Below are 26,657 nucleotides of genomic sequence, written 5' to 3'. Positions count from 1 at the left end.
CGACGTTAAAACTAGCCTCGGATGCTCATTTACAGCTCGTAAACTCCACTTCCTCGGCCACTTTCGCCTTGCCTAGCTCTAATTCATAAGATCGTAAACAGGTTCTAAGTCGCTTGCCGAGGCGCTCGGAATACGTTTCGATAGCGCTCTAACCCGGAGGTTCTAACCATGCTCTCGCGTCTGCTGCTGATCCCTGCCCTGTTGCTGCTGGCCGCCTGCCAGAGCACCCAGATCGATCACGACTTCGACATTACCCGCGACTTCGCCGCTTACCGCGACTGGACCTGGCAAACACCAGCGCTGTCCTATCGCCCGGATGATCCACGCATCAAGAGCGACCTCACCGAGCAGCGCATTCGTGAAGCAGTCAGCCAACAACTCGACCAGCGTGGCCTGCGCCCGGTCCAGGCTGGCAAGACGGCCGACCTCAAGGTGCAGGTCTATCTGATCGTCGACCAGCGCCAGGAACAGGTCAGCACCAATTACGGCGGCGGCTATTGGGGAGGATACTGGGGTGGCTATTGGGGCGGCCCGATGATGCAGACCGAAACCCGCACCATCGAGTACAAGGTCGCCACCCTGCAGATCGACCTGCTCGACGGCAAGGATGGCAAGCTGGTCTGGCGCGGCAGCTCCGAACAGATCATGCGCAGCATGCCGCCAAGCCCGGCCGAACGCGAAGCCGCCATTCGCGAAACAGTTGCCAAGGTATTGAGCCAATATCCACCGCAATGAGCGAGGCATTCAGCCAACGCCCCGCGACTGCCGACGATCTCCATGAGGTCGTTGGTTTCGTGCAGAACGCCGACGAGCTGTTCTTCGCCTTTCCCAGAGCCACCTGGCCACTCACCGTCGGCCAACTCGAAACGGCTCGCCTTGGCCGACGCAATGCAACGGTAGCCCTGCTCGGTGGCCAGTTGGCTGGCTATGCCAATTTCTATCAATGGCAGCAAGGTGCCAGTTGTGCACTGGGTAACCTGATGGTCGCGCCATGGGCTCGCCGTCATGGCGTGGCGCACTACCTGATCGGCAGCATGGAGCAACAAGCCCGACATGACTTCGCCGCTACCCATCTTCAGGCGTCGTGTTTCAACGGCAACAGCGCCGGGTTGCTGCTTTATACCCGCCTGGGTTATGCGGTGAATGCCATCGTCGAACGCCAACATCCCAATGGCGAGCGGGTGGCTCTGGTGCAGTTTTCCAAAGCGCTAAACAGCTGACCCGCCGGATAATCTCCCCCATACTGGCCCGTCCCTTTCCCCACGGAGATAGCCATGCATCCCTGGTGGTTGCTTGCCCTGCCCTTGCTGGCGGGTGCTCTGATGCCCCTGCAGGCCGGTATCAACGGCCAACTGGCGAACAACCTGTCCAGCGTAATGAGCGCCGCATTAGTGTCGTTCGTGGTTGGCACCCTGGCCTTGCTGGCGATCGTCATCGTTCAGCGTGACCTGCCAACTCTTGCTGCACTCAAGAGCCTGAGCTGGTGGCACCTGGGTGGCGGGCTGATGGGCGCGTTCTTCATCGCCACCGCCGCCTTCACCGGTCCACGTATTGGCGCGATGCTGTTCATGTCGCTGATCCTGGCCGGGCAAATGGTCATGGCTCTGCTGCTCGACCATCAGGGCTGGGCGGGCTTTCGCGAAGCACCGATCAGCCTTGGCAAACTGGCCGGCGTTGCGCTGATCATCGGCGGTGTATGGCTGATCAGGCGCGGCTGAAGGCTTGGCCCGCTACCAAAAGGTGCCTCCCTTTGTAGCCCCTTTGAGTGTCCGAAACTTTACGACCAACGTGCTGGCAACTGGCTTCCATCGCCCATATCCCGGCGCTATGCTCAGGCCGTCGTATTTGTGATCACAGCACATGCCAAATTCAGCTCTGCCCCGGCAGACCCAGGCCTTCGCCATCTGGCGCGAAGCACAGGACACCCGCGTCCGTACCCGTCTGGGAGGTATCTATTACCTGTTGGCGTGGCTGCTGACCTGGCTGTTCAGCAGCGCGCCGAGGGACCTGCTGGCGAGCGGCCTGCTGTTCGCTGCGTTCTTTGCCCTGATGCTGACCCTGCGCTGGCTGCACAAGCTCCCTGAACAGGACAGTCCCACGGCCCAGCAACGCTGGATCGACCGTCACTGGAGCCTGATCCTTATCACCTCCCTGACGTGGGGCCTACTTCACGCATGGGCCTGGTCGGCCCCTCAATTCGAACCATCACGCCTGATCGCCACCTTGAGCACGGTTGCCTTCAGCACAGCCATGGCCTTCAACTTCCCCATGCGTAAAGGCCGCGGCATCAGCGCCATTTTCCTGCTCTATCTGCCGGGGCTGATAGCGCTGGGCGTGAACTGGGGCGAGCACCATGCACTATTGATTACCCTGGCCGTCTACCTCAGCTACCTGCTGCTGGCCCTGAATCGCAGCCATCGCGAATATCACGCCACCCTGAAAATGGAACAACAGCTGATTGAACAGCGTGAACGCTTCGACCTGCTCAGCCGCACCGATAGCCTGACCCAGCTTGGCAACCGTTTCGAATTCAACAACCTGTTCCCCGTGCTGGTTGCCAATGCCCAGCGCCAACAAGGCCAACTGTCGCTGGTGCTACTGGACATCGACTTCTTCAAGCGCATCAATGACGAATACGGTCACACCATCGGTGACCGGTGCCTGAATGCCTTTGCCGATCGCATGCGCCAGGTGTTCCGCCGAGACAGCGATGCCCTGCTACGCCTCGGCGGCGAGGAGTTCGGTGTACTGATGCTCGATACCTCGCAGGAGCAGGCCAGAGAACTGGCCGAAGAGTTTCGCCAGAACCTGGCCTGCAAAGGCCTCGCCATAGAGGAGCACCACCTCCCCCTGACAGCCAGCCTGGGGCTGGGCAGTTATGATCCCGAGCATGACAGCAGCGCCGAAGCCTTTTTCAAACGAGTCGACGATGCGCTGTATCGCGCCAAGGAAGAAGGTCGTGATCGGCTGGTGCTGGCCGGCTGAACGCATCCGACCGCGACCATGAACAGCGGAGCACGAAATGAGCTCGGCGATCACTGAGCCCATCCTGCCCGTCAGAACTTCGCCCGTAATGCCAGGTTGAAATTGCGTGGCTCGCCGTAGAAGTTCCAATAGTTGTCGTTGCCGATGGTCTGGATGTATTTCTTGTCGAAGACGTTATCCAGGTTGTACTGCAGCTCCAGGTTCTCGTTGATCTCGTAGATCGCATGCAGGCTGGTGAGCGTGTAGCCACGCTGCTGGATCTTGTAATCCTCATCGTGGTTGGTGATCTTGCTCTACGCATGGAAACTGCCGCCCACTCGCGCCTTGTTCAATATGCCCGAGAAACGATAGTCAGTTGCGATCTTGAACAGATGGCGTGGCGCCAGCGATGAGTAGTCCTCGCCCTTCTGGCTGCCTGCGATGTATTTGGACTGGGTGTAGGTGTAGCCGGCAGACAGATTCCAATCCGTCGCCAGGGCACCGTTCACTTCCAGTTCGAGACCACGGTTCCTGACCTTGTCAGAGGCTTCGTAGCAATCGTACGGGGCAAGTACTCCGCCCGCCCATTCTGATCAGCCTGGAATAGTGCACCATCGAAATCGTCCTGACGAATGGTGGCACCCACCACCAGCTCATGCCGTCTGCCGAACAGCTGGAACGGCTCGCTAACGAGCCATCGGCGCGGGTAGGCAGGGCCGACCAGTCATAATCCGAATTGCGGTCTTTCTGGTAGGTAAAGCCCAGCGTGGCGAGTGTCCGAGGCGCCAGGTCAGCCTCGAAGATGGCGTAGAAGAGCGCACCCTCCTTCTTCACATTGTCCATGTAACCACTGGCATCGTTGTAGCAGTTCACGCGCATGAGCCTTGAAGGCCAGTTTCAGTTCTTCGGTGGTCGTGTTCTATAAGGATGGCAGCCCCAGTTGCAGGGCAAGCGCGGACCCCATACGAGAATACTTTGCGTCTGTAACCTATTCCGCGCTGATCGCAGCCCTGCACCGTTCGCCGCCAGGAGCCAGCGGCTTATACTGCCGCCTCACTGCGGAGCACCCGATGAACCTCTTCAAAGACGCCTGGCGTCATACCCCGACTCATCACCGGGTCTGGGCGCTCGCCGCGCCAATGATTCTCTCCAACCTCTCAGTGCCCATGGTCGCCCTGGTCGACAGCGCCGTGGTCGGCCATCTGCCCCATGCCCATCAGTTGGGTGCCGTCGCCGTCGGCAGCAGCCTGTACACACTGCTCGTCTGGGCCATGGGTTTCCTGCGCATGGGCACCACCGGTTTTGCCGCACAGGCCTGTGGCCGTGGCGACGGCGGCGCATTGCGGCAGATTCTGCTGCAGGCCCTGTTGCTAGCCCTGGGCTTCGCGCTTCTGCTGGGATTGCTGGCCATTCCTTTCAGCGGCTGGGCACTGGGCCTGATGAACCCGTCAGCCGAGCTGGACACCCTGACCCGCGAGTTCTTCCAGGTGCGTCTGCTCGGCCTGCCGGCTGCCCTGGCCAGCTATGCACTGGTCGGCTGGTTTCTCGGCAACCAGAACGCACGCGCGCCGCTGGCCATTCTGCTGTGCACCAACCTGCTCAATGCCGCCCTGGCCCTGTGGTTCGTACTCGGCCTGGAATGGGGCGTGCTCGGTGCGGCACGTGCCTCGGTGATCGCCGAATGGAGCGGCGCCCTGCTCGGCCTGGCCCTGACGCGCCGTGCACTGCGCCGCACACCCGGACGACCGGACTGGCCAGCCCTGCGCCGCTGGGTGAGCTGGCAACCGCTGCTGGGTGTCAACCGGGACATTTTCATCCGCACCCTGGCGCTGGAGTTGGTGTTCTTCCTGATTACCGTGCAGGGCGCCCGCCTGGGCGATGCCACGGTGGCGGCCAATGCCCTGTTGCTCAACGGCCTGCTGCTGACGGCTCATGCGCTGGATGGCCTGGCCCATGCGGTGGAGGCATTGTGCGGCCACGCCATCGGTGCACGCGACCGCGATGCGCTGCGCCGCTCGCTATTGGTATCGGGCGGGTGGTCGCTGTTGGCCAGCCTGGCTTTCGCCCTGCTGTTTCTCGTCGGCGGGCACCAGTTCGTCAACCTGCAGAGCGATATCAGCGAGGTGCGTGAGGTGGCCTATCACTACCTGCCCTACCTGGCGCTGCTGCCACTCCTGGCGGTCTGGGGTTACCTGCTTGATGGCTTGTTCATCGGCGCCACCCGGGCGCGGGAAATGCGCAATGCCATGCTGCTGGCGGTTGCCCTGGCGGTACCCGTTGGCTGGCTGAGCCAGGGCTTGGGCAATCACGGTCTGTGGCTGGCGTTTTTATGTTTTATGCTGTTCAGAGGTATCAGCCTGGGAGCAATGGCCTGGCGCCTGCACCGCCGCGATGCCTGGATACCCTCGGACGTCAAACGGAGTTTTTGATGCTTTCAGCCCCTCGCCTCGCAGACGAACAGGATCGCCAACGCGCACTCGATGAACTCGAACTGCTGGACACCCCGGCCGAACACTACCTCGATACGCTGGTGCGACTGACCCGCGAACTGTTCCAGGTGGAGAGCGTGTTGATCAGCCTGATCGATCACGACCGGCAGTGGTTCAAGGCCCGCATCGGCCTGGATGCCGCGCAGACCAGCCGCGACATTTCCTTCTGCGACCATGCCGTGGCCGCGCACAGCCCACTGGTGGTCGAGGACGCCCGAACCGATCCGCGCTTTGCCGACAATCCGGTGGTTACCGGCGCACCGTTCGTTCGTTTCTATGCCGGCCAACCGCTCTACAGCCGAGACGCCCAGCCCATCGGTACGTTATGCCTGCTGCACCCGCAGCCACGTCAGTTGAGCCAGGCCGAACGCACGCGCCTGAGCGACCTGGGCACCCTGACCGAAGGGTACCTGCAGTTGCGCAGCGTCAGTCAGCACGCCGAAAAGCTGCGCTGCGATGTCGACCGCGAACAGCGCCGCGCCCTGCTCGACCCCCTGACCCAGCTGTGGAATCGCGCCGGGCTCAACCAGTTTTTCCCACGCGAATATGCCAGTGCAGTGGCGATGGGGCGGCACCTCGGGGTGATCTTCTGCGATCTCGACCACTTCAAACAGGTCAATGACCAACATGGCCATGCCGGAGGCGATCAGGCCTTGTGGCAAAGCGCGCGGCGAATGGCCACCGCATTGCGCCCGGACGATCTGCTGGTTCGCCTGGGTGGTGAGGAGTTCGTCGCCCTGGTCAGTGTCAGCGATGCCCATGAACTGCAGCTGATTGCCGAACGCATTCGGCATGAGATCGCCAGCCCACCGATGCTCCTGGGCCAGGTCGAGCACAGCATGACCACCAGTATCGGCACCGCCATCACCGAGCCGGGAGAAAGCCAGGACAGTGTGCTTCACCGCGCCGACCAGGCGCTCTACCAGGCCAAGCAGCAAGGCCGCAATCGCGTGATCCACCACAACGACTCTGTCTGAGGAGAAGCGCCATGGCCATTGCCATCGCCGCCAGCCTGCACTACCTGTCGATCTTCATCCTGTTCGCCCTGCTGACCGCCGAGCACCTGCTGTTCAAACCGCTGATGGACGCTGCCGGGGCCAAGCGTTTGCTGCGGATCGACATCGCCTATGGCATCAGCGCCGGCCTGGTGCTGGCCACCGGGGCCGCGCGCATGCTGTGGTATGGCAAGGGGCTCGACTACTACCTGAACAACGGGCTGTTCCACGCCAAGGTCGGGCTGTTCATTCTGATCGGCCTGCTCTCGATCATACCGACGCTGACCTTCTTCAACTGGCGCAACGACCTGCTCGCCGGCCGTGCGCCAACCATCACCCCGGCACAAGCCAAACGCACGATCTGGGTGATTCGCATCGAACTGCTGCTTCTGTTGTGCCTGCCAGTGCTCGCCAGCCTGATGGCGCGTGGCTACGGGATGATCGGCGCAGGCGTTTGAAAGCCACCCAGGCGTTGGCTCGATACAGCAGGGGCGCCGTGCGCCCCTTAAAGACGCATGCCCACGGCCAGACGATTGAGGCCATTCATCAGGGCAACAGCGACAGTCAGGTCGGAGATTTCCTTATCGCTGAAGTGCTCCTTGAGCGGCAGGTAATCGGCATCGGCGGCGTTGCTGCGCACCACATCGGTCAGTGACTCGGCCCAGGCCAGGGCGGCACGCTCACGCGCATCGAAGAACCGGCTCACCCGCCAACCCGCCAGGCTGTCCAGCTTGGGCTGTTCGATACCGTCCTTGCGCAGGGAGTTGCTGTGCTTTTCCAGGCAGAAAGCACAACCATTGATCTGTGAAATTCGCAGGTAGACCAGCTCGATCAACGGCCTGCCCAATGGGCTCTTTTCGAGGGCCTTGTTGGCCGCTTGCAGGCCCTGTACCGCCTCGGCGGAGAGCTCGTAATAGGGTAAGCGCAGGATGCTCATGGATGTTCTCCTAAGGACAGGGAAGAAAAGAAGGGAGCCAGGCTCAGCTCGCGGCGTGCTTCGGCAAGCGCCGCCTTGACCTGCTCGGGACCGTGGGTGAGGCCCTGCAGGTGGATGAACTCGATCTGGTGGATGCCGATGGTGCCCAGCACGTGACGCAGATACGGGCTGAGGAAGTCCGGCTGGCGTGCCTGCTCACCGCGGTAGAAGCCACCGGCGCTGACTACCACGAAGGTGGGCCGGTCGTGCAACAGCCCCACCTTGCCCGTCGCGGTGGCCGTGAAACTGCGGGATATGCGCACCACATGATCGAGCCATAGTTTGAGCGCCGCCGGTACGGTGAAGTTGTGCATGGGCGTGGCGATCAGCAGGCAATCACTGTTTTCCAGCTCGGCGATCAGTTGCTCGGAGAGTTGGAAAACCGGTGACTCGGCATCAGCCCGCCCGGTGATGGCCTGGGCAAACTCGGCCGCCAATGCGGGCAGTGGATCACGCGCCAGGTCACGCTCCAGCACCTGGGCCTGGGGATGGCGACGCAACAGGCAGCCGGCCATATCCCGTGCCAGGTGACTGCCCACACTGGAACCACCATGGGGACTGCATTCGAGCAGCAGGATGCGCCGCATCTCAGAGCGCCTCGCGAAAATGCATGCCGGCCGCCAGCAGGCCTTGGCGGAAATAGAAGCGCTGGGCCAGTGCGTTGCCAAGGCCGGTGTCCAACACCAGGTTCTTGCACCCGAGGCGCCGCGCCTCGTCTCGTGCCGTAGCGAGCAGACGCTCGCCAATCCCGGTGCGACGCTGGTCCTCGCGGGTCACCAGATCATCGACATACAGGAAGCGACCGTAGATGAGGTTCTCCTGCAACCGGCAACCAGCCAGGCCCAGCACCTCTTCTCCCTGGCGTGCGGCCAGCAGGCGGTAACCCTGCTCGGCTTGTCGCTCGACCTGGCGAACGAATTGCCCGGCATCCGCCAGGTGCGGGCGCAACTCACGCATCAGGGGGAAACAGGCGAGCAGATCGCGTTCATCGGCAAGCCAGTCGAAATGGTAGTCAGGGGCATGGGGCATGGCAGTTCTCCAGAAACGTGCTGCTACTCTAGAGGCGCAATGGCATAGTCAATAGAGCCAAGAATCAACAGAATGACTGGGACATGAGCCATGCATGACATCCGCCTCGACCCGGACCGCAACCAGGCCACCCCGGTCTACCAGCAGCTTTATCAACGTGTGCGTGATGCCATCGCCGACGGCCGTCTGCGCCCCGGCGAGCGCGTGCCGGCGATACGCAGCCTGGCCAGCGAGTTGAACATTGCCCGCGGCACGGTGGAGGCCGCCTATCAGTTGCTGATCGGCGAAGGCTATCTGCTCGCTCGTGGGCCGGCGGGTACCGTGGTGTCGCCCCAGCTCGTCCATGCACCGACCAGCAACTCACCGCTGCCCCCGGCACGCCCAGCAACGCACCTCCGGAGTTCCGTCGAAGCACAACCCTTCCAGCTCGGCCTGCCGGCACTGGATGCCTTTCCTCGTAAAGTATGGAGCCGCCTGGGGGCCCGCCATCTGCGCCAGCTCAGCGCCAACGAGCTGGATTATCCGGCACCTGGTGGCCTGTCGCAGCTACGCCGCAGCATCGCCCGTTACCTGGGCGTGTCGCGTGGCATTGCCTGCGAGCCCGAGCAGATATTCGTCACCGCCGGTTACCGCAGCGCCTTGCTGCTGATTCGCCACAGCCTGTTGCAGGAAGGCAATACCTGCTGGTTCGAAGACCCCGGCTATTTCCAGGCCCGGCAGTTGCTGGAAGGTGTCGGCATACGCCTGGCAGCCGTACCGGTGGATGACCAAGGCCTGTGTGTGGACGCCGGCATGGCGCATGCGGCGAATGCCCGCTGCGCGTTGGTTACACCGTCGCACCAGAGCCCGCTGGGCGTATCGCTCAGCCTGCCACGGCGTCTGGCGCTGCTCGACTGGGCCGAGGCTCATCAGGCCTGGATCATCGAGGACGACTACGACAGTGAATACCGCTACGTCGGCCGCCCGCTGCCGGCGCTGAAGAGCCTCGACCGCAGCGGCCGGGTGCTCTATTGCGGCACCTTCAGCAAGGTATTGTTCCCCGGGCTACGACTCGCCTATCTGGTCGTGCCACCCGCCGAAGTGGAGCGTTTCACCCACACTGCGCGCCTCTTTGACCATGGCTGCCCGGCGCTACCGCAGGCGACGACTGCGGACTTCCTCGACCAGGGCCACTTCGCCCGCCACCTGAAAAGAATGCGCAGCCTCTATGCCGAACGCCGCACGTATCTGGCCGACGCTCTGACGACGGTGTTCGGCTCACGCTTGCACGTGGAGTTGCAGGCCGGCGGCATCCATCTCCTGGCCCGGCTCGCCGATGGTGAAGATGATCGCGCCCTGGCCACGCGGGCACACGCAGCCGGGCTGGCCGTTTCGCCGCTATCCAGCTGGGCACTGCAGAAACCGTGCGGGTCGGGGCTGTTGCTTGGCTTCACCAACATCGTCAGCGCCGAGCAGGCATTGCACCTGGCTCGGCGGCTGCGTGAAGCGTTGGAGTAAACCTGCGTTACGAGGACAGGTAGGAAGAACGCGTCAGTCCCAGGCGCAAGGCGTCCAGGTATGACGTGCGCTCACGGGCGCTGAGCTTGGCGCTGGCGACCTTGTCGCGGTAGTAGTTCATCAACTCCTCCGGCGACAGGTGCACGTAGCGCAGCATGTCCTCGATGGTGTCGTGGGTTTCCACCCCGGCGTGGTACGCGCTGCCATCGGCGTTCTGGTAGATGTTCACCGAATCGGTGTCGCCGAACAGGTTGTGCATGTCGCCGAGGATTTCCTGGTAGGCGCCGACCAGGAAGATACCCAGCAGGTAGTCCTCGCCCTCGCGCACTTCGTGCACCGGCAGACTGGTCTCGATGCTCTGCTCGTCGACGTACTGGCGGATCTTGCCATCGGAGTCGCAGGTCAGGTCCTGCAGCACAGCGCGGCGCAGCGGCTCCTCGTTCAGGCGGTCGAGCGGCAGGATCGGCAGGATCTGGCCAATGGCCCAGGTGTCCGGCAGGCTCTGGAATACCGAGAAGTTGCAGATGTACTTGTCGGCCAGTTTGTCGTTGAGCTCGTCGAGCACCGCGCGGTGCGAACGCTGGCGTGCCTTGAGCTGGTTGTGCAGGCGCCGGCAGATGGCGAAGTAGCACTGCTCGGCCAGCGCCTTCTGCGCCAGCGAGAGCTTGCCGGCGGAATACTGCGCGGCCACTTCCTCGATGAAGTGGGTCGCGCGCCAGTAGCTCTCGGCAACCATCTCCGGATCGGTCGGACCCAGCAGTTCGATTAGCGCCTGCAGCACTTCGGGCTGCTCGACAGCAGGATCGATCTCCGGCTCATCGTCGTTGTGCCGCTCCACATCGGTCACCTGCACCACCAGCACGGCGTGGTGGGCGGTCATGGCGCGGCCGCTTTCGGAGAAGATGTGCGGGTGCGGCAGCTCCTGGCGATCGCAGAACTCGCGCAGCATGTCGACCACGGTGGCCGCGTAGTCGTCCATGTCGTAGTTGATCGAACTGGCGTTGCGCGAATGGGTGCCGTCGTAGTCGACACCCAGGCCACCACCGACATCGATGTGATCGACCGGCAGGCCCAGCGCGCGCAGCTCGCCGTAATAACGAATGGCCTCGCGGAAGCCCTTGCGATAGTCGGCGATATTGGCGATCTGCGAGCCCATGTGGAAGTGCAGCAGGCGAATGCCCTGATCCAGGCCCGCCTCACGGAAGCGTTCGACCACCGAGAGGATCTGCGCCGCCGACAGGCCGAACTTGGACTTCTCGCCACCGGTGTCGGCCCACTTGCTTGAGGCCAGCGAGGACAGGCGCACACGCAGGCCGATCTGCGGCTGCACCTTGAGCTCGGCCGCCTCTTCGATCACCAGCTGCACTTCGGATTCTTTCTCGATGACGATGAACACGTTGTGGCCGAGCTTCTGCCCGATCAGCGCCAGCTTGATGAATTCACGGTCCTTGTAGCCATTGCAGACAATGGTCCCACCCTTCGGCGCCAGCGCCAGCACGGCCAGCAGCTCGGGCTTGGAACCGGCTTCCAGGCCAATGGAAACATTCTGCGTGGCGATGATGTTTTCCACCACCGCTTCCTGCTGGTTGACCTTGATCGGGTACAGCGCGGTGTAGCGGCCCTGGTATTCCAGGCGCGCAATATTGGCGTCGAACGCGCCGGTGAGCTGGCGCACGCGGTCCTGCAGGATGTCGGGAAAACGCACCAGCAACGGCAGGCTCAAACCGCTTTCGCGCAACTGGTCGAGTTCGGCATACAGGTCGATGGGCGCGCTCTGCGGGCCGTTCGGGCGCACTTCCACGCGCCCGGCATCATTGATCGAGAAGTAGCCGGCGCCCCAGTGGCGAATGCCATATACGCTGCGGCTATCCGCGACTGTCCACTGGCTTCCGTCATCTTTGCGTGTACGTCTTACGGCCATCGAGGTCTCCCTGAAACAAAGGATCTGCAGCGAGCCGGATGCACCGGACCGCGCCGCAGGTTAAAGCCATAACATGACGAATGACGCAGTGTTGACCGCCCATCTCGCCGAGAAGTTTAGAAGCTGTTGCACTGGCCGCCCTGAGCCGCCACCACACGACGGCGTTTCAGCCGCCGGATTTCTTCGCCTTGAAACCGCGCTTGGTCAGCTCGTCGAGCAGCAGGTCGACATGGTCACCCTGGATCTCGATAACGCCATCCTTCAGGCCACCGCCGCAACCGCAGCGTTTCTTCAACGCGCTGGCCAGGTCCTTGAGCGGGTCAGCAGCCAGAGGCACGCCGGTGATGGTGGTGACGGTCTTGCCGCCCCGCCCCTTGGTTTCGCGGCGCACGCGGGCAATGCCGTCGCCTTCGGGAATCTGGTTCTGTTTGCAGGCACAGGCATCCACGGGCTGGCCACAGTCGGGGCAATGCCGACCACCATCGGTGGAGTAGACGAGTCCGCCCAGGGCGGCAAAGGACGCAGCTTTCTTGACCACCGGCTTTTCCTCTTGGGTTGGTCAGGATAGCGACTGGCTGACGGCTGTCAGCCGCGAGGCCCCACTCTGGCAGGGGCAGCGCAACGGGCGGGAGCCCGGTCATGAGCGCCGAGGACGGCGATCAGAGGCCGCGCAGTGTAAAGGCAAAGACGGCCCGTGCTAAGTGCCAAATTGCGCCATTGTTCAACGGATTGGCGACCTCGTTCGGCATCCTGAACGCATCGTCCGAATTCCTGCACAAAGGCACGCCATCAGGACGTTTGGCGGCTCGCTAGGTAGAGCTGCAGGGCCTGCAGTGAATCAGGGCAATAGGGGCGCTGGTCGAGGTCGGCCAGGACCTGTTCAAGACCCACGAAACGCGCCTCCAGCACTTCCTCCGGCTGCACCTGCACCGGAGCGTCGGAGACAGCGGAGAACACCGCGCCCCATAGGCGATTACCCGGTTCATCGAACAGGAAACGACCATGCGCCTCTAGCGTGGCCGCCTGAATGCCCAGCTCTTCGGCCAGTTCACGCTCGGCCGATTGCACATAGCTTTCATCGGGCCCGACCATGCCGCCAGCGGTCACATCCCAATAACCGGGATACACCGCCTTGCTCAAGGTGCGCCGATGCACGCACAGTTGCCCGGCACTGTTGAACAGCAGGATGAAGGTGCCACGACCGATCAGGCCGCGCTCACGCAAGTCGGACCGCGGCAGGCTGCCCAGCACACGATCCTGCTCATCGACCCAGACCACTTGCTCGCGGTCGGAGGCGGCACGGTGCGCCGCCTCTTGCACGGAAATGCTCAACCCTGGCTCAGCAGGGTACGCAGGTCGATGATCGCCGCGTTGGCACGGGAGATGTAGTTGGCCATCACCAGCGAGTGGTTGGCGAGCATGCCGTAGCCGCTGCCATTGAGCACCATCGGGCTCCACAGCGGCTCCTGGGCGGCCTCCAGCTCACGGATGATCTGGCGCACGCTGACGGTGGCATTCTTCTTCGCCAGCACGTCGGCGAAATCCACCTCGATGGCACGCAGGATGTGCGACAGCGCCCAGGCCTGGCCACGGGCTTCGTAGAACACGTTGTCGATCTGCAGCCAAGGCGTCCTCACCTCTTCCTCACGCACCGGAATGGCTTCGCCCTGCGGGATCGGCTGGTCCGGCTGCACATCGGTATTCAAACGCACCCGCCCGACACTGGCAGACAAGCGCTGCGACAACGAGCCCAGACGCGTGGCGGTATCGCCCAGCCAATTATTCAGGTTATCGGCACGCGCATAGAACTGTGCGTTGGATTGATTGGGGTTGCTGAGGCGAGCCAGGTAACGGTCCAGCGACTTGATCCCCTCAGCGTACTCGTCCTCGGAGGCCGGCAGCACCCAGCTCTTGTTGTCGAAGTTGAAACGCGGTTCGGCCTTGGCCAGATCCGGGTCTTCGGTGGACTGCGACTGGGAACGGGCGAAGTCCTTGCGCAGCGCACGCGACAGGTCGCGCACCTGCACCAGCACGCCATATTCCCAGCTCGGCATGTTGTCCAGCCACAGGCCGGGCGGGGCGATGTCGTTGGTCAGGTAGCCACCGGGTTTGTGCAACAGAGTGCCGGCCACTTCCTTGAGCGTTTCCACCGTGGTGTAGCCAGTCACCAGCTTGCGCTGGGCTTTTTCGGCAGCCGCCTGGGCATGCTGTTGCACCGGGAACAACGCCGGCTCCTGGCTCCAGTACCAGCCCACCAGCAACGCGGCCAGCAGGTACAGAGCAATCAGGATGCCCAGCGAGCGGGCCAGCCAGCGACCACTGGATGCGCGGCGCGGCACACTGGTGGTGCCACCTGCGCTGGCGAGAGGGTCTTCGGTGCGTGTCTTCCAATCCAGCATGGTCATGTCCTTAATCGTCGTTGAACGCCCTGGCCGATCTCTCCACGGCAGGATCGAGCCAGAAATGCGAAGCAGTGCCTGAGCCATGAAGGGGATACCGTGCAGTATCCCGGCCCGGGCACACATGCCCCGATGAATAGTCCGACCACACATTGGGCCATGCGTTGCGGTAATGCACTATAAGTCAGCCTCGGCCATTGCGCAGCGCCAAGCAGGGCTCGTCCGCCAAAAGCAACGCTCTATTGGCGCCAGATGATCGTCGGTAGTGGCAATAAAAAAACCCAGTGGTAGCATGAGGCCATCATTCAGCCGCGACGTCGAATAGCAGAAGATCAGGCCATGACCGAGCAAGAAGATCCAAGTCGCGACCGTCTCAAGCAACACTTCGCCAAGCGGGTGATCAACCAGGCTCGCCAGGTGCTGGAAGTGTGGCAGCGGCTGCAACAGGTCGAGTGGAATGCCACCGACATGGCCGAACTGGTCGAGGTCAACCTGGGCCTGCTGCGCTATGCCGAGCGCTTCGAGCAGCAAGGCCACGCACAACTGGCCGAATCCATCGGCAACTGCCTGACGGCGGTCGAGGCCAATCGCGGGCGCCTCACCAGTCACCTGATCACCGAGCTCAACCAGCTTATGCAGCGCCTCTCGCGTACGGGCCTGCGCCACGGCGACCAGTACGAGCAGACCTTCCTGCCGCCGCTGCGCAAGCCGGTATACCTCGCCCTGCAGGACGAGGAGCGCGCCGAACGCCTGGCCCAGCAACTGGAGTTCTTCGGTCTGACCGCTCAGGCCCTGGCCACCGCCAATGCCTTCCGCTCGGCGATGGTCGAGCGCCACCCGGCGGCGATCCTGATGGAAGTTGACTTCTCCGGTCCCGGCATGGGCCTGCAACTGGCCAGTGATGTGCAGCAGGGTCTGGAGCAGAAACTGCCGTTGCTGTTCTTCAGCCATGAAGACACCGACACCCCGACCCGCCTGGCCGCCGTGCGCGCCGGTGGCCAGGAGTTCTTTACCGGCAGCCTGGACGCTTCCAGCCTGATCGAACGTATCGAAGTGCTCACCCACGTGTCGCAGTACGAGCCGTACAAGGTGCTGGTGGTCGACGACTCGCGCGCCCAGGCCATCCATACCGAGCGCGTGCTGAACAGCGCCGGTATCGTCACCCGCACCCTGACCGAGCCGATCCAGGCCATGGCCGAGCTGGCCGACTTCCAGCCCGACCTGATCATCCTCGACATGTACATGCCTGACTGCAGCGGCACCGAGCTGGCCAAGGTGATTCGCCACAACGACCGCTATGTCAGCGTGCCGATCATCTATTTGTCAGCCGAGGACGATCTCGACAAACAGCTCGATGCAATGAGCGAAGGCGGCGATGACTTCCTCACCAAGCCGATCAAGCCGCGCCACCTGATCTCCACCGTGCGCAACCGCGCCGCCCGCGCGCGCAACCTCAAGGCACGCATGGTGCGCGACAGCCTCACCGGCCTGTACAACCACACCCACACTTTGCAATTGCTCGAGGATGCGCGTTTCCGCGCGCGCCGCGATGGCGAGCCGCTGACCTTCGCGATGATCGATATCGACCACTTCAAGAAGGTCAACGACACTTACGGCCACCCCATGGGCGACCGCGTGATCAAGAGCCTGGCCCTGTTTCTCAAGCAGCGCCTGCGCAAGACCGACCATATTGGTCGCTATGGTGGCGAAGAATTCGCCGTGGTCCTGCCCGATACCGATGCGGTAACCGCCGCCCGCGTACTCGACGAAATCCGCCAGCGCTTCTCGGAAATCCACTACCCCGCGCAGCCGCTCGACCTGTCCTGCACCTTCAGTTGCGGGATCGCCGAGATGAATGACGGCATGGACAGCAACACCCTCTCCAAGCAGGCTGACGAAGCGCTTTACGTCGCCAAACATGGCGGCCGTAACCGGGTGGAAATCCACCGTGACTGATCCAGTCTGAAAGCGTGACTCCCGTCACGCTGTCATCAGCCTGCAATCAAACCGCAATAACCTTCAGGACACCGCTCAAGCATTACGGTGGCCCCTGCCATGCGCCTCAAGCTGCTTACCAACCTGTCTACCGCCCTGCTGGTCGCCGCCTGCCTGGCGCTCGGCGTCACGCTCTGGTGGTCGGAGCAGGCACTGGAACGCCCCTACCTGCTGATGCAGCGCTACATGAGCTTGTCTCAACAGTTTCAGCAGCAGATTGCCGACAACATCAGCGGCTACCTGGCCAGTGGCAACGCCGTGCGCCACAACGAAGCCAGCCAGGCCATCGCCCGCCTGGAACAGGAACTTGGCGAGCTGCCCAGCGCGTTGGCAGACGAACTGCGTCCCAGCCTCTCCGACCTCAGTCAATTTGTCGCCAGCGACCTGCTCGCCGCCGGCAAGCTGGCGGGTGACCCGCAAGGCCTGCTGTTGCAAGCCGAACGCGAAATCGGTGCCAGCCTCGACCAGCTTGCCCAGTACAGCCAGGAAGGGAATACCGCTGACGCTGCACGCTACCAGCCCCACCTGTTCAAGGCCGCCCAGCATCTGGCCCGCCTGGGCCATGCCCGCGACAAACTGGTCAGCAGCGGACGCAGCGAACTGGCCGCGGACGTCGACCGCGAACTGGCCGCTCTTGGCCAGCAGGCCAGCCAGATCGACAGTCTGCCGCTGCTCGGCGTGAGCGCCAGCCAGGACAGTGCGAGCAGCTCTTTCGCCGACCTGCTGGGCCTGGACACCAGTAACCAGGACGAACAGGCGGAAGACCGTGGCATCGCGCTCAAACGCGAATTGGGCAGCCTGCTCAAACGCTACCCAACCGAACTGCAACGCACCCGGGAACTGATCGAAACCCGTGGCGAGCTGACGCGCAGCACGACCGCCAAGGTCGACCACCTGCAGCAGGCACTGGCCGCGCTCGAGCCTGCGGTACGCGCCGAACAGCAACGGATACAACGTGAAGTACGCCTGGTTCAGGGCCTGATGATCGGCCTGATTCTGCTGGTAGCCTTGATGCTCGACCGTATCCAGCGGCGCCTGAGCACCGTACTCAGCCAGTTGGCGCCGGACCTGTCGGCCTGGGCCGCTGGCGACTTCGCCACGCCGATCGCCCTGAACTCGACGACCCGCGAGATGCGCGATATCGAAGACTCGCTGAATCACCTGCGCCGCTACCTGGTCGAGCTGGTCGGCACCATTCATCAGCATGCCGAACAAGTTGCCGGCAGCAGCCGCACCCTGGCCGACCTCAGCCAGGGCCTGCATGGCGGCGCTGAACGCCAGCTTGCCGACACCGCGCAGATCCGCGATGCCCTGGGTGAACTGGAAAACACCATCCAGCAGGTTGCCGACGACGCCAGCGAAACCGCCACCGCCAGCCGCTCGGCCAGTCGCGCGGTCGAACAGGGGCAGCAGGTGATCGAGCAGAGCCTGACAGGCCTGCACGCGCTGGTCGACGAAGTGCAGAGCAATGCCCTGTCGATCGAACAACTGGCTGAAGAAACCGCCACCATCGGCCAGGTGCTGACGGTAATTCGCAGCGTGGCCGAACAAACCAACCTGCTCGCGCTCAATGCCGCCATCGAAGCTGCCCGCGCCGGAGAAATGGGCCGTGGCTTCGCCGTGGTCGCCGACGAAGTGCGCTCACTGGCGCAACGCACCAGCGGCGCCACCGATGAAATCCAGCAACTGATCACCCGCCTGCAACATGCCGCGCAGAAGTCCGTCTCGGCCATGCGCGCTCAGGTCGAGCATGCCGAAGCCACCGCCAGCCAGGCCGAACAGGCTGATGGCGCACTGGATGAAGTGGTGGCGTCGATCCGTACCATCACCAGCATGGCCGAACGCATCGCCGAAGCCACCGCCCAGCAGGGTGGCGCCGCCAGCGAGATTCGTGGACACAGCGAACGCATCCACCAGCTCGGTGGCGCCAACCTCGCACGCATCGGCGAAGGCCGTAGCCAGGGTGAACAGTTGCTGGAGCTGGGCGGCCAATTGCATACCGCCGTACAGGCATTCCGGTTATGACGGCGCGGCCAGGCAATATCTGCTGACAGGCTGCGCCAACCCGCCGCCTGGGGTCGCCCCGCCAACTTGGGTATGATGCGGACCAAGTCCGTCGTGCGAGGCCATCATGCGCCGTCTGCTGCCCCTGTTATTACTTGTGCTATTCACCCTGCCGGTCCAGGCCGGCCTGTTCGACAAGCTGCCCAGCGCACCACTGGGCGCACCGTTGAACAACAGCACCGACTTTCTCCCGGTGCGCGAAGCCTTCCGCCTGAGCGTGGCCGATAGCTCGGCCACTTCGGTAAAGCTGCGTTTCACCGCCGCCGAAGGCTATTACCTGTACCGGCATAGCTTCAAATTCCGCATCGAGCCAAGCGACCTGGCCAAGGGCGAGGCCGTGATTCCGCCCGGCGAAGCCAAGCACGATGACTATTTCGGCGATGTCGAGGTGTACTACGGCATCACCGACATCGAACTGCCGCTGAACAATCCCTACGACCTGCCGCTGACCGTGCATGTCACCTATCAGGGCTGTGCGGACAAGGGCCTGTGCTATCCGCCGGAAACCGAACGTCTGGAGATTGGTGATGCCGCCCCGCAGACCGCTGCCGCAGCGCCCGTCACCCGGCAGTCGGCTGCTGTCACCTGGAGCTGGCGTGACCTGGCGCTGTTCTTCGCTGCCGGGCTGGGCCTGACGTTCACCCCTTGCGTCTTGCCGATGCTGCCGATTCTCTCCGGTGTGGTGTTGCGTGGCCGTCCGAGCAACCGACGCGGTCTGGTGCTGTCGCTGGCCTACGTCTTGCCGATGGCCGCCTGCTATGCCGTGCTGGGCGCACTGATGGGCCTGTTCGGCGCCAGTCTCAACCTGCAAGCCCTGCTGCAATCCCCCTGGATACTGGGGCCGTTCGCCCTGTTCTTCACCCTGTTCGCCCTGGCCATGTTCGGGGTATTCGAACTGCGTCTGCCCGCGTTCATCCGTGATCGACTGGATCGACGTGCAGCCCAGACCCAAGGTGGAACCATTGCCGGCGCCGCCACCCTCGGCGTGCTCTCCAGCCTGATCGTCTCACCTTGCATCACCGCGCCTCTTACCGCCCTGCTGCTGTACATCAGCAGCACCGGCGATGCCGTCGGCGGCGGCCTGCAGTTGTTCGCCCTGGGGCTGGGCATGGGCACACCATTGGTACTGTTCGGCGCCGGCGGCGGGGCCTTGCTGCCGAAGTCAGGGGCCTGGCTGGTCACTGTGCGCAACGCTTTCGGCGTGTTGCTTCTGGGCGTTTCCGTGTGGTTGCTCGAACGCATCCTGCCCGGCCCGCTCAGCCTGGCGCTCTGGGGCTTGCTGGCAGCGGGCGTGGCGGTGTTCCTCGGTGCTCTGGAGTTCACCCCCAAGGAAGCCGGGCGCAAGCTTGCCCAAGTGGCCGGCCTGGCCCTGCTCGTTTATGCACTGGCGGCCTGGTTCGGCGCCCTGCAGGGTAACGACGACCCATTGCGCCCACTGGGCCAGTTCACCGGCGTTGCCGCCTCCAGCTCCAGCACAGCAACCGCCGGCTGGCAGACCGTGAACACACCGGCAGACCTGGACGCCGCCCTGGCCGCAGCCAAAAACGCCGGCCAACCTCTACTGCTCGACTGGTATGCCGACTGGTGCATCAGTTGCAAGGTCATCGAGCGTGAAGTGTTCACGGCTCCACAGGTCACCAGTCAGTTCGGCGCCTACCGCCTGATCCGCTTCGACATCACCGACAGCACCGCGGAACAACGCGCCCTGCTCGATCGCTATCAACTGTTCGGACCACCGGCGATCCTGCTGTTCGACGCCCAGGGCAACGAGATGCAGGACCTGCGGGTAATCGGTGAAATCAATGCCGATAACTTTGCCGAACGCCTGCAACAGGCTGCAACAAGACTGAAGTAACCTTTCAGTCATCTCCGGCAAAAATCGTCCATCGTGCAGGTGACTGGACAGTCTCCTGCACTTTCGGCAAAGTGCCGCCTTTCACGCTTTCCGCTTGGCGCCCATAACAAGGACACACACATGGCCACCTTCCTGGTGCTGCACGGCCCCAACCTGAACCTGCTGGGCACTCGCGAACCGGACGTCTATGGCGCCGTGACGCTGGCCCAGATCAATCAGGACCTCGAACAACGTGCCCGCGCCGCAGGCCATCACCTGCTTTATCTGCAGAGCAACGCCGAGTACGAACTGATCGACCGCATCCATGCGGCCAGGGACGAAGGCGTCGACTTCATTCTGATCAATCCGGCCGCTTTCACACATACCAGCGTTGCATTACGTGACGCATTGCTGGCGGTGAGCATCCCATTCATCGAAGTGCACCTGTCCAACGTGCACAAACGCGAAGCCTTCCGCCATCACTCCTACTTTTCCGACGTTGCCGTTGGAGTGATCTGCGGCCTTGGCGCCAGCGGTTACCGGCTGGCCCTGGAGGCCGCGCTCGAACAACTTGAACGACCCTGACCCAACTGGGAGTTGAACACCAATGGATATCCGTAAAGTCAAAAAACTGATCGAACTGCTGGAAGAGTCCGGCATCGATGAACTGGAGATCCGCGAGGGCGAAGAGTCCGTGCGCATCAGCCGCCACAGCAAGCAGCCAGCCTACGCCCAACCGATCTACGCACCGGCACCCGCTCCAGTTGCCGCCGCCGCTCCAGTTGCCGCTCCGGCCGTCGCCGATGCCGCGCCCGCCGCTGCCAAGCTGAATGGCCACGTGGTGCGCTCACCGATGGTCGGCACCTTCTATCGCGCCGCCTCGCCAACCTCGGCTAATTTCGCCGAAGTCGGTCAGACCGTGAAGAAAGGCGACATCCTGTGCATCGTCGAAGCCATGAAAATGATGAACCACATCGAGGCCGAAGCCAGCGGCGTGATCGAGTCCATCCTCGTGGACAACGGCCAGCCGGTTGAGTACGACCAACCCCTGTTCACCATCGTTTGATGCGCGGGGAGCCTGCGATGCAGAAGCTGGAAAAAGTACTGATCGCCAACCGTGGCGAAATTGCCCTGCGTATCCTGCGTGCCTGCAAGGAACTGGGCATCAAGACGGTGGCCGTTCACTCCACCGCCGACCGTGAGCTGATGCACCTGGGCCTGGCCGACGAATCCGTCTGCATCGGTCCGGCGCCCGGCAATCTGTCCTACCTGAACATCCCGGCGATCATCAGCGCCGCCGAAGTCACTGGCGCCACCGCCATCCACCCCGGCTACGGCTTCCTCGCGGAAAACGCCGACTTCGCCGAGCAAGTGGAAAATTCCGGTTTCGCCTTCATCGGCCCGAAAGCCGACACCATTCGCCTGATGGGCGACAAGGTGTGTGCCAAGGACGCCATGATCAAGTCCGGCGTCCCCGTGGTGCCCGGCTCCGAAGGCCCGCTGCCGGAAGACGAGGAAACCGCACTGGCCATCGCCCGTGAGGTCGGCTACCCGGTGATCATCAAGGCCGCCGGCGGCGGCGGTGGTCGCGGCATGCGCGTGGTGCACAAGGAAGAAGACCTGATCAAATCGGCCAAACTGACCCGCACCGAAGCCGGTGCTGCGTTCGGCAACCCGATGGTCTACCTGGAAAAATTCCTCGGCAACCCGCGTCATGTCGAAGTCCAGGTGCTGTCCGACGGCCAGGGTAACGCCATCCACCTGGGTGATCGCGATTGCTCGCTGCAACGTCGCCACCAGAAGGTGCTGGAAGAAGCGCCTGCCCCGCTCATCGACGAGAAGGCCCGCGCCGAAGTGCTCAAGCGCTGCGTCGACGCCTGCATCGAGATCGGTTATCGCGGCGCCGGCACCTTCGAGTTCCTCTATGAAGACGGCCGTTTCTACTTCATCGAGATGAACACCCGCGTGCAGGTCGAACACCCGGTCACCGAAATGGTCACCGGCATCGATATCGTCAAGGAAATGCTCAGCATCGCCGCTGGCAACAAGCTCTCTTACAAGCAGAGCGACGTGGTCATCCGCGGCCATGCCCTGGAGTGCCGGATCAACGCCGAAGACCCGGATAACTTCATGCCCTGCCCAGGCAAGGTCAAGCACTTCCACGCCCCAGGCGGCTTCGGCGTGCGCGTCGACTCGCACCTGTACAGCGGCTACTCGGTACCGCCGAACTACGACTCGCTGATCGGCAAGCTGATCACCTACGGCAAGGATCGTGACGAGGCCATGGCCCGCATGCGCAATGCCCTGGACGAGATCGTCGTCGACGGCATCAAGACCAATATCCCCCTGCACCGCGACCTGGTCGTGGACAAAGGGTTTGCCAAGGGCGGCGTGAATATTCACTACCTGGAAAAGAAACTGGGTATGGATAAGCACTGAGCCTGATCGGCTATGCTGCATGACAAGGGCTGCCACTTCGGCAGCCCTTTTCGTTTCCGGCCAGCGCAGGCGCTGGTAGCCCACTCACCCCTCAAGTAAGCTTGCCCGCCCATTACGCCGGCCCCGGCCCGCCGCACCACCGAAGAGGTTCCAGCATGCCCTGGTTACAAGTCCGTCTCGCCATTACCCCCGAACAGGCGGAGACCTACGAAGATGCCCTGCTGGGCGTTGGCGCGGTGTCGGTGACCTTCATGGATGCCGAAGACCAGCCAATCTTCGAGCCGGACCTGGGCACCACGCCCCTGTGGAGCAACACCCACCTGCTCGCCCTGTTCGAGGCCGATACCGACACCAGCAACCTGGTCGCCCACCTGGAGCTGCTGACTGGCGCGCCCCTGCCAGAACACCAGATCGAGCACATCGCCGACCAGGACTGGGAACGCAGCTGGATGGACAACTTTCAGCCGATGCGTTTCGGCCAACGCCTGTGGATCGTCCCAAGCTGGCATGCCGCACCGGAGCCCAATGCCGTCAACCTGCTGCTCGATCCCGGCCTGGCGTTCGGCACCGGTACCCACCCGACCACCGCGCTGTGCCTTGAATGGCTGGACGGCCAGGAACTGACAGGCTGCACCGTGCTGGATTTCGGCTGCGGCTCGGGCATCCTCGCCATTGCCGCCCTGCTCCTTGGCGCGCCCCATGCTGTGGGCACCGATATCGACCCGCAAGCGCTGGAAGCTTCGCGCGACAATGCTTCGCGCAACGGCATCGACCCGGCACGTTTCCCGGTCCACCTGCCGGCCGACCTGCCGCAGCAGACAGCCGATGTCGTAGTAGCGAACATTCTCGCAGGCCCACTGGTCGCTCTGGCACCGCAGATCATCAGCCTGGTCAAGCCTGGCGGACGCCTGGCGCTGTCGGGCATCCTGGCCGAACAGGCGGAAGAGGTACGCAGCGCCTACCAGAACGCCTTCACGCTCGACCCAACCGCCGAGAAAGACGGCTGGGTGCGCATAAGCGGCATCAAACGCTGAGCGGCGCGCACAGTCTTGCACTTTCCTCTGTCTGCTTGGGTAAACTAGCGCCTCGCGCCACCCGGACCACCGCATGACCGACAGTTTCGTCACCCAGTGCCCACATTGCCGCACCAGCTTCCGCATCAGCCGCGCTCAATTGAACGCGGCACATGGTGCGGTGCGTTGTGGCGCCTGCATGCATGTGTTCAACGCAGCACAGCAGCTACTGGTTGACCAGACTCGCGCAAGCAAACCAGCGCCTCAGGCAGCGAGACCCACAGCACCGACCGCTCATCCTCGCCCGCCTGCGGCAACAGCGACGACCAGTACACCGCCACCGCCTGCCGTCCCCACCGCCAGCAAGGTTGCCGTTGAGCCGCGCACCAGCGAACCCAAGCAATCGGTCGATACCCTGTGGATTCACGACGATCTCGATCTCGACAACCTTGACCTCGACGAAGAGCTGGCCAAGCTGGAAGAGCAAGAAATGCAGCTCTCCCAGGACTTTCTGTCGCTCAAGGATGCACCCGAATCACCCTCTCCCCTGCTCGATACGCAGGAAGAGACCCGCGACCCGCACAATGAAGACTGGGCCGAGTCCCTGCTACGCGCCGAACAAGGTGACGTACGCCTGGAAACCCGCCCCTTGTCGCCCGCTCGTCCGGCGTCAGTCGCCAGTGCAACAGTCGCCAGCCCGCCGCCCCGCACGGCACCGTCGATTACCCTCGACAACGCACGGCACCTGGATGATCTCGACGAAGATCCACCCCTTACGCCGCTGAAGGCGGAACGCGAAGAGGCCGAACTCAGCGCCCGCGATGCTGATGAAATCGACGACCGGGACTACAGCCTGCCGAACGAGCCGACCAGCAAAGGCAAGCGCAATGAGCCTGCACTGCGCAATGACAGCCTGCTCGACCTGGAAGAAGAGCCCCTGCAACTCGACTGGCAGGAAGTGAAAAAGCCCTGGGGACGCTGGTTCGGCTGGGTGTTGCTCAACCTGCTGGCCGTCCTGGCCCTGGGCAGCCAGTACGTCACCTACCATTTCGAGGAACTGGCCCGACAAGACCAATATCGCCCCTGGTTCGAACAGCTGTGTCCAGAGATCGGTTGCACGCTGCCCTCCAAGGTCGACATCGAACAGATCAAGAGCAGCAACCTGGTGGTGCGCAGCCACCCGGACTTCCGTAACTCGCTGGTGGTCGATGCGATCATCTACAACCGTGCATCGTTTGCCCAGCCGTTCCCGCTGCTGGAACTGCGTTTCGCCGACATGAGCGGGCAGCTACTTGCCAGCCGTCGCTTCAAGCCCAGCGATTACCTGGGCGGCGAACTCGCCGGACAGGCGGAAATGCCACCGCAAACACCGATTCATGTGTCCCTGGAAATCATCGATCCGGGCACCAAGGCCGTGAATTACAGCCTCAGCTTCCACTCGCCGGAATGACCCTCAGGCGCCGAATTTCCGGCACCTGAAGCGTCCAACCTGCCTATCGGCGATAACCGGACAGCTGCTCATAATTTGTTCAAAACAGCCTTTATCCGGTCATCGAGAGCGGGTATCATGCCCTCCCTTTTTCGCACTCCCCTGAAGCCGTTTTCCGTGAACAGGCAGGCATCGCCATTCCCGTGACGGCTTCAACACAACAGGGATGATCCCATGTCGGTGGTACGCATCGGCCCATACACGCTGCCCAACCCGCTGATCCTCGCCCCCATGGCGGGCGTCACCGATCAGCCGTTCCGTCAGCTGTGCCACCGCCTCGGCGCTGGCCTGGTCGTATCGGAGATGGTCACCAGCGACGTACGCCTGTGGAACAGCCGCAAATCCCGCCTGCGCATGGTCCACGATGGCGATGCCGAACCCCGTTCCGTGCAGATTGCCGGCGGTGACGCCGAGATGCTCGCCGAAGCCGCCCGTCGCAATGTCGAGATGGGCGCGCAGATCATCGACATCAACATGGGCTGCCCGGCCAAGAAGGTCTGCAACAAGGCCGCCGGCTCGGCGCTGATGAAAGACGAAGCCCTGGTCAGCGCGATTCTCGATGCCGTGGTCAAGGCCGTCGATGTGCCCGTGACCCTGAAGATCCGCACCGGCTGGGATCGGGCCAACAAGAATGGCATCACCGTCGCCAAAATCGCCGAGCAGGCCGGCATTGCTGCCCTGGCCGTGCATGGCCGCACCCGCGCCGACCTGTACACCGGTGAGGCAGAGTACGAGACCATCGCCGCGATCAAGCAGGCGGTGTCGATCCCGGTGTTCGCCAACGGCGACATCGACTCGCCGCACAAGGCCAAGGCCGTGCTCGAAGCAACGGATGCCGACGCCCTGCTGATCGGCCGCGCCGCCCAGGGTCGCCCGTGGATCTTCCGCGAGATCACCCACTTTCTCGCCACCGGTACCGAGTTACCGGCCCCGAGCCTGTTCGAAATAGAACGCATCCTGCTGGAGCACATGATTGCCCTGCATGCGTTCTATGGTGATGTGATGGGCGCGCGCATCGCTCGCAAGCATGTTGGCTGGTACCTCGCCACCCTGCCTGGCGCCAGAGCATTCCGAGCCGATTTCAACCGTCTGGAAACCCCGGACGAGCAGTGCGCCAGTGTTCGGCTGTTTTTCGCCGAGCGTCATAACAAGGGAACCGAGGTGGCCGCATGACAAGGATGACCGAGCTGACTTTTGATGCATCTACATTTGATGGGGCCGTACCCGTGAGCGACAACGCCAATCTCAAGCAGCACCTGAGCACGCCCAGCGAACAAGGGCACACCCTGCGCGGCAGCGTGGAAAAGGCGCTGCACAACTACTTTGCCCACCTCGAGGGAGCGGACGTCACCGACGTCTACAACTTGGTTCTCACCGAGGTCGAGGCGCCGCTGCTGGAAACCGTGATGAACTACGTCAAGGGCAACCAGACCAAGGCCTCCGAACTGCTCGGCCTGAATCGCGGCACCCTGCGCAAGAAGCTCAAGCAATACGACCTGCTGTAATCCTCGAATGCATGAAAAAGGGCGGCCCCGCAGGTCGCCCTTTTTTAC

Annotated in this window: 27 protein-coding genes; 18 read left to right on the top strand and 9 right to left on the bottom strand. The window is 63.0% G+C overall.

Features of this window, described 5'->3' with window-relative positions; translation table 11 throughout:
• Window positions 1-168: 168 nt before the first annotated feature.
• From ACWPW0_RS04855 to ACWPW0_RS04840, 4 genes are all read left to right on the top strand, one after another.
• Window positions 169-735: a DUF4136 domain-containing protein gene (locus ACWPW0_RS04855; RefSeq protein WP_447589521.1), complete on the top strand. Its 567-nt coding sequence runs from the start codon at window positions 169-171 to the stop codon at window positions 733-735.
• On the top strand, window positions 732-1,220 hold the full coding sequence (locus tag ACWPW0_RS04850) for an N-acetyltransferase family protein (RefSeq protein ID WP_454254598.1): 489 nt from the start codon (window positions 732-734) through the stop codon (window positions 1,218-1,220). The genes ACWPW0_RS04855 and ACWPW0_RS04850 overlap by 4 nt, the downstream gene beginning before the upstream one ends.
• 54 nt (window positions 1,221-1,274) lie before the next feature.
• Entirely contained in the window at window positions 1,275-1,718 is a 444-nt protein-coding gene (locus ACWPW0_RS04845) for a DMT family transporter (protein WP_454254597.1), read from the top strand.
• A 142-nt stretch (window positions 1,719-1,860) separates the two neighbouring features.
• Window positions 1,861-2,985: a GGDEF domain-containing protein gene (locus ACWPW0_RS04840; protein ID WP_454254596.1), complete on the top strand. Its 1,125-nt coding sequence runs from the start codon at window positions 1,861-1,863 to the stop codon at window positions 2,983-2,985.
• Window positions 2,986-3,278: 293 nt separating this feature from the next.
• Here ACWPW0_RS04840 and ACWPW0_RS04835 read toward each other — a convergent pair whose 3' ends face one another.
• Window positions 3,279-3,473, bottom strand: coding sequence for a hypothetical protein (locus ACWPW0_RS04835; protein ID WP_454254595.1), 195 nt, complete (start codon window positions 3,471-3,473; stop codon window positions 3,279-3,281).
• Between the two features lie 31 nt (window positions 3,474-3,504).
• A complete protein-coding gene (locus ACWPW0_RS04830; RefSeq protein ID WP_454254594.1) occupies window positions 3,505-3,837 on the bottom strand; it encodes a hypothetical protein in 333 nt (110 codons plus the stop codon).
• 197 nt (window positions 3,838-4,034) lie between these two features.
• Between ACWPW0_RS04830 and ACWPW0_RS04825 the strand changes: the two genes are divergently transcribed.
• Genes ACWPW0_RS04825 through ACWPW0_RS04815 form a run of 3 tightly spaced genes read left to right on the top strand, consistent with a single transcriptional unit; the run spans window position 4,035 to window position 6,906 of the window.
• On the top strand, window positions 4,035-5,393 hold the full coding sequence (locus tag ACWPW0_RS04825) for an MATE family efflux transporter (RefSeq protein ID WP_454254593.1): 1,359 nt from the start codon (window positions 4,035-4,037) through the stop codon (window positions 5,391-5,393).
• A complete protein-coding gene (locus tag ACWPW0_RS04820) occupies window positions 5,393-6,430 on the top strand; it encodes a diguanylate cyclase domain-containing protein (RefSeq protein ID WP_454254592.1) in 1,038 nt (345 codons plus the stop codon). The genes ACWPW0_RS04825 and ACWPW0_RS04820 overlap by 1 nt, the downstream gene beginning before the upstream one ends.
• A gap of 11 nt (window positions 6,431-6,441) precedes the next feature.
• A complete protein-coding gene (locus tag ACWPW0_RS04815) occupies window positions 6,442-6,906 on the top strand; it encodes a DUF2214 family protein (protein WP_454254591.1) in 465 nt (154 codons plus the stop codon).
• A gap of 47 nt (window positions 6,907-6,953) precedes the next feature.
• Here ACWPW0_RS04815 and ACWPW0_RS04810 read toward each other — a convergent pair whose 3' ends face one another.
• The 3 genes from ACWPW0_RS04810 to ACWPW0_RS04800 are packed head-to-tail and all read right to left on the bottom strand — an operon-like array spanning window position 6,954 to window position 8,453.
• Entirely contained in the window at window positions 6,954-7,385 is a 432-nt protein-coding gene (locus ACWPW0_RS04810) for a carboxymuconolactone decarboxylase family protein (RefSeq protein ID WP_447589506.1), read from the bottom strand.
• Entirely contained in the window at window positions 7,382-8,011 is a 630-nt protein-coding gene (locus ACWPW0_RS04805) for an FMN-dependent NADH-azoreductase (protein WP_454254590.1), read from the bottom strand. The genes ACWPW0_RS04810 and ACWPW0_RS04805 overlap by 4 nt, the downstream gene beginning before the upstream one ends.
• Window position 8,012: 1 nt before the next feature.
• Window positions 8,013-8,453, bottom strand: coding sequence for a GNAT family N-acetyltransferase (locus ACWPW0_RS04800; RefSeq protein WP_447589502.1), 441 nt, complete (start codon window positions 8,451-8,453; stop codon window positions 8,013-8,015).
• 90 nt (window positions 8,454-8,543) lie between these two features.
• On the opposite strand from ACWPW0_RS04800, the gene pdxR reads away from it, so the two are divergent.
• A complete protein-coding gene (pdxR, locus tag ACWPW0_RS04795) occupies window positions 8,544-9,950 on the top strand; it encodes a MocR-like pyridoxine biosynthesis transcription factor PdxR (protein WP_454254589.1) in 1,407 nt (468 codons plus the stop codon).
• Between the two features lie 7 nt (window positions 9,951-9,957).
• Here the strand turns inward: pdxR and speA are convergent, their stop codons facing one another.
• The 4 genes from speA to ACWPW0_RS04775 form a co-directional block, all read right to left on the bottom strand.
• Window positions 9,958-11,871 carry an arginine decarboxylase gene (gene speA, locus ACWPW0_RS04790; protein ID WP_447589498.1) on the bottom strand — a complete coding sequence of 638 codons (1,914 nt, stop codon included), beginning with the start codon at window positions 11,869-11,871 and terminating at the stop codon, window positions 9,958-9,960.
• A gap of 166 nt (window positions 11,872-12,037) precedes the next feature.
• On the bottom strand, window positions 12,038-12,409 hold the full coding sequence (locus ACWPW0_RS04785; protein WP_454254588.1) for a translation initiation factor Sui1: 372 nt from the start codon (window positions 12,407-12,409) through the stop codon (window positions 12,038-12,040).
• Window positions 12,410-12,660: 251 nt separating this feature from the next.
• Window positions 12,661-13,203, bottom strand: a complete 543-nt coding sequence (locus tag ACWPW0_RS04780; RefSeq protein ID WP_454254587.1) for an NUDIX hydrolase — start codon at window positions 13,201-13,203, stop codon at window positions 12,661-12,663.
• Window positions 13,200-14,270: a DUF2333 family protein gene (locus tag ACWPW0_RS04775; RefSeq protein ID WP_454254586.1), complete on the bottom strand. Its 1,071-nt coding sequence runs from the start codon at window positions 14,268-14,270 to the stop codon at window positions 13,200-13,202. Before ACWPW0_RS04775 ends, ACWPW0_RS04780 begins: the two co-directional genes overlap by 4 nt.
• 339 nt (window positions 14,271-14,609) lie before the next feature.
• On the opposite strand from ACWPW0_RS04775, the gene ACWPW0_RS04770 reads away from it, so the two are divergent.
• The 10 genes from ACWPW0_RS04770 to fis all read left to right on the top strand — a co-directional run bounded on the left by ACWPW0_RS04770 (window position 14,610) and on the right by fis (window position 26,609).
• The gene (locus ACWPW0_RS04770; protein ID WP_447589491.1) at window positions 14,610-16,226 is read left to right on the top strand and encodes a GGDEF domain-containing response regulator; all 1,617 of its coding nucleotides are present in this window, start codon (window positions 14,610-14,612) and stop codon (window positions 16,224-16,226) included.
• A gap of 99 nt (window positions 16,227-16,325) precedes the next feature.
• On the top strand, window positions 16,326-18,290 hold the full coding sequence (locus ACWPW0_RS04765; protein WP_454254585.1) for a methyl-accepting chemotaxis protein: 1,965 nt from the start codon (window positions 16,326-16,328) through the stop codon (window positions 18,288-18,290).
• Between the two features lie 106 nt (window positions 18,291-18,396).
• Window positions 18,397-20,184, top strand: coding sequence for a protein-disulfide reductase DsbD (locus ACWPW0_RS04760; protein WP_454254584.1), 1,788 nt, complete (start codon window positions 18,397-18,399; stop codon window positions 20,182-20,184).
• Window positions 20,185-20,304: 120 nt separating this feature from the next.
• Complete coding sequence (aroQ, locus tag ACWPW0_RS04755) at window positions 20,305-20,748, top strand: type II 3-dehydroquinate dehydratase (protein ID WP_447589485.1); 444 nt, start codon at window positions 20,305-20,307, stop codon at window positions 20,746-20,748.
• A gap of 22 nt (window positions 20,749-20,770) precedes the next feature.
• Window positions 20,771-21,229 (top strand): acetyl-CoA carboxylase biotin carboxyl carrier protein, encoded by a 459-nt coding sequence (accB, locus tag ACWPW0_RS04750; protein ID WP_454254583.1) that lies wholly within the window; start codon window positions 20,771-20,773, stop codon window positions 21,227-21,229.
• Window positions 21,230-21,246: 17 nt separating this feature from the next.
• Window positions 21,247-22,602, top strand: coding sequence for an acetyl-CoA carboxylase biotin carboxylase subunit (gene accC, locus ACWPW0_RS04745; protein ID WP_454254582.1), 1,356 nt, complete (start codon window positions 21,247-21,249; stop codon window positions 22,600-22,602).
• 155 nt (window positions 22,603-22,757) lie between these two features.
• Window positions 22,758-23,636, top strand: coding sequence for a 50S ribosomal protein L11 methyltransferase (prmA, locus tag ACWPW0_RS04740; RefSeq protein ID WP_454254581.1), 879 nt, complete (start codon window positions 22,758-22,760; stop codon window positions 23,634-23,636).
• A gap of 73 nt (window positions 23,637-23,709) precedes the next feature.
• Window positions 23,710-25,065, top strand: coding sequence for a DUF3426 domain-containing protein (locus tag ACWPW0_RS04735; RefSeq protein WP_454254580.1), 1,356 nt, complete (start codon window positions 23,710-23,712; stop codon window positions 25,063-25,065).
• A 213-nt stretch (window positions 25,066-25,278) separates the two neighbouring features.
• Window positions 25,279-26,277: a tRNA dihydrouridine synthase DusB gene (gene dusB / locus ACWPW0_RS04730; RefSeq protein WP_454254579.1), complete on the top strand. Its 999-nt coding sequence runs from the start codon at window positions 25,279-25,281 to the stop codon at window positions 26,275-26,277.
• Window positions 26,274-26,609 carry a DNA-binding transcriptional regulator Fis gene (fis, locus tag ACWPW0_RS04725; protein WP_447589473.1) on the top strand — a complete coding sequence of 112 codons (336 nt, stop codon included), beginning with the start codon at window positions 26,274-26,276 and terminating at the stop codon, window positions 26,607-26,609. The genes dusB and fis overlap by 4 nt, the downstream gene beginning before the upstream one ends.
• Window positions 26,610-26,657: the final 48 nt, after the last annotated feature.

The sequence above is a fragment of the Pseudomonas sp. Marseille-Q8238 genome (assembly GCF_965111915.1).
Note: the sequence above shows the minus strand (reverse complement) of the source record. Positions and strands in the feature narration are given on the sequence as shown.

Bases quoted from the DNA above. Each gene is read 5' to 3' on its own strand.
- ACWPW0_RS04840 (WP_454254596.1), top strand. From the start codon at position 1,861: ATGCCAAATTCAGCTCTGCCCCGGCAGACCCAGGCCTTCGCCATCTGG.
- ACWPW0_RS04800 (WP_447589502.1), bottom strand. From the start codon at position 8,453: ATGCCCCATGCCCCTGACTACCATTTCGACTGGCTTGCCGATGAACGC.
- ACWPW0_RS04735 (WP_454254580.1), top strand. From the start codon at position 23,710: ATGACCGACAGTTTCGTCACCCAGTGCCCACATTGCCGCACCAGCTTC.
- dusB (WP_454254579.1), top strand. From the start codon at position 25,279: ATGTCGGTGGTACGCATCGGCCCATACACGCTGCCCAACCCGCTGATC.
- pdxR (WP_454254589.1), top strand. From the start codon at position 8,544: ATGCATGACATCCGCCTCGACCCGGACCGCAACCAGGCCACCCCGGTC.
- ACWPW0_RS04825 (WP_454254593.1), top strand. From the start codon at position 4,035: ATGAACCTCTTCAAAGACGCCTGGCGTCATACCCCGACTCATCACCGG.
- ACWPW0_RS04805 (WP_454254590.1), bottom strand. From the start codon at position 8,011: ATGCGGCGCATCCTGCTGCTCGAATGCAGTCCCCATGGTGGTTCCAGT.
- speA (WP_447589498.1), bottom strand. From the start codon at position 11,871: ATGGCCGTAAGACGTACACGCAAAGATGACGGAAGCCAGTGGACAGTC.
- ACWPW0_RS04775 (WP_454254586.1), bottom strand. From the start codon at position 14,270: ATGCTGGATTGGAAGACACGCACCGAAGACCCTCTCGCCAGCGCAGGT.
- accB (WP_454254583.1), top strand. From the start codon at position 20,771: ATGGATATCCGTAAAGTCAAAAAACTGATCGAACTGCTGGAAGAGTCC.
- prmA (WP_454254581.1), top strand. From the start codon at position 22,758: ATGCCCTGGTTACAAGTCCGTCTCGCCATTACCCCCGAACAGGCGGAG.
- ACWPW0_RS04765 (WP_454254585.1), top strand. From the start codon at position 16,326: ATGCGCCTCAAGCTGCTTACCAACCTGTCTACCGCCCTGCTGGTCGCC.
- ACWPW0_RS04855 (WP_447589521.1), top strand. From the start codon at position 169: ATGCTCTCGCGTCTGCTGCTGATCCCTGCCCTGTTGCTGCTGGCCGCC.
- ACWPW0_RS04815 (WP_454254591.1), top strand. From the start codon at position 6,442: ATGGCCATTGCCATCGCCGCCAGCCTGCACTACCTGTCGATCTTCATC.
- ACWPW0_RS04845 (WP_454254597.1), top strand. From the start codon at position 1,275: ATGCATCCCTGGTGGTTGCTTGCCCTGCCCTTGCTGGCGGGTGCTCTG.
- aroQ (WP_447589485.1), top strand. From the start codon at position 20,305: ATGGCCACCTTCCTGGTGCTGCACGGCCCCAACCTGAACCTGCTGGGC.
- ACWPW0_RS04850 (WP_454254598.1), top strand. From the start codon at position 732: ATGAGCGAGGCATTCAGCCAACGCCCCGCGACTGCCGACGATCTCCAT.
- fis (WP_447589473.1), top strand. From the start codon at position 26,274: ATGACAAGGATGACCGAGCTGACTTTTGATGCATCTACATTTGATGGG.
- accC (WP_454254582.1), top strand. From the start codon at position 21,247: ATGCAGAAGCTGGAAAAAGTACTGATCGCCAACCGTGGCGAAATTGCC.
- ACWPW0_RS04770 (WP_447589491.1), top strand. From the start codon at position 14,610: ATGACCGAGCAAGAAGATCCAAGTCGCGACCGTCTCAAGCAACACTTC.
- ACWPW0_RS04820 (WP_454254592.1), top strand. From the start codon at position 5,393: ATGCTTTCAGCCCCTCGCCTCGCAGACGAACAGGATCGCCAACGCGCA.
- ACWPW0_RS04810 (WP_447589506.1), bottom strand. From the start codon at position 7,385: ATGAGCATCCTGCGCTTACCCTATTACGAGCTCTCCGCCGAGGCGGTA.
- ACWPW0_RS04760 (WP_454254584.1), top strand. From the start codon at position 18,397: ATGCGCCGTCTGCTGCCCCTGTTATTACTTGTGCTATTCACCCTGCCG.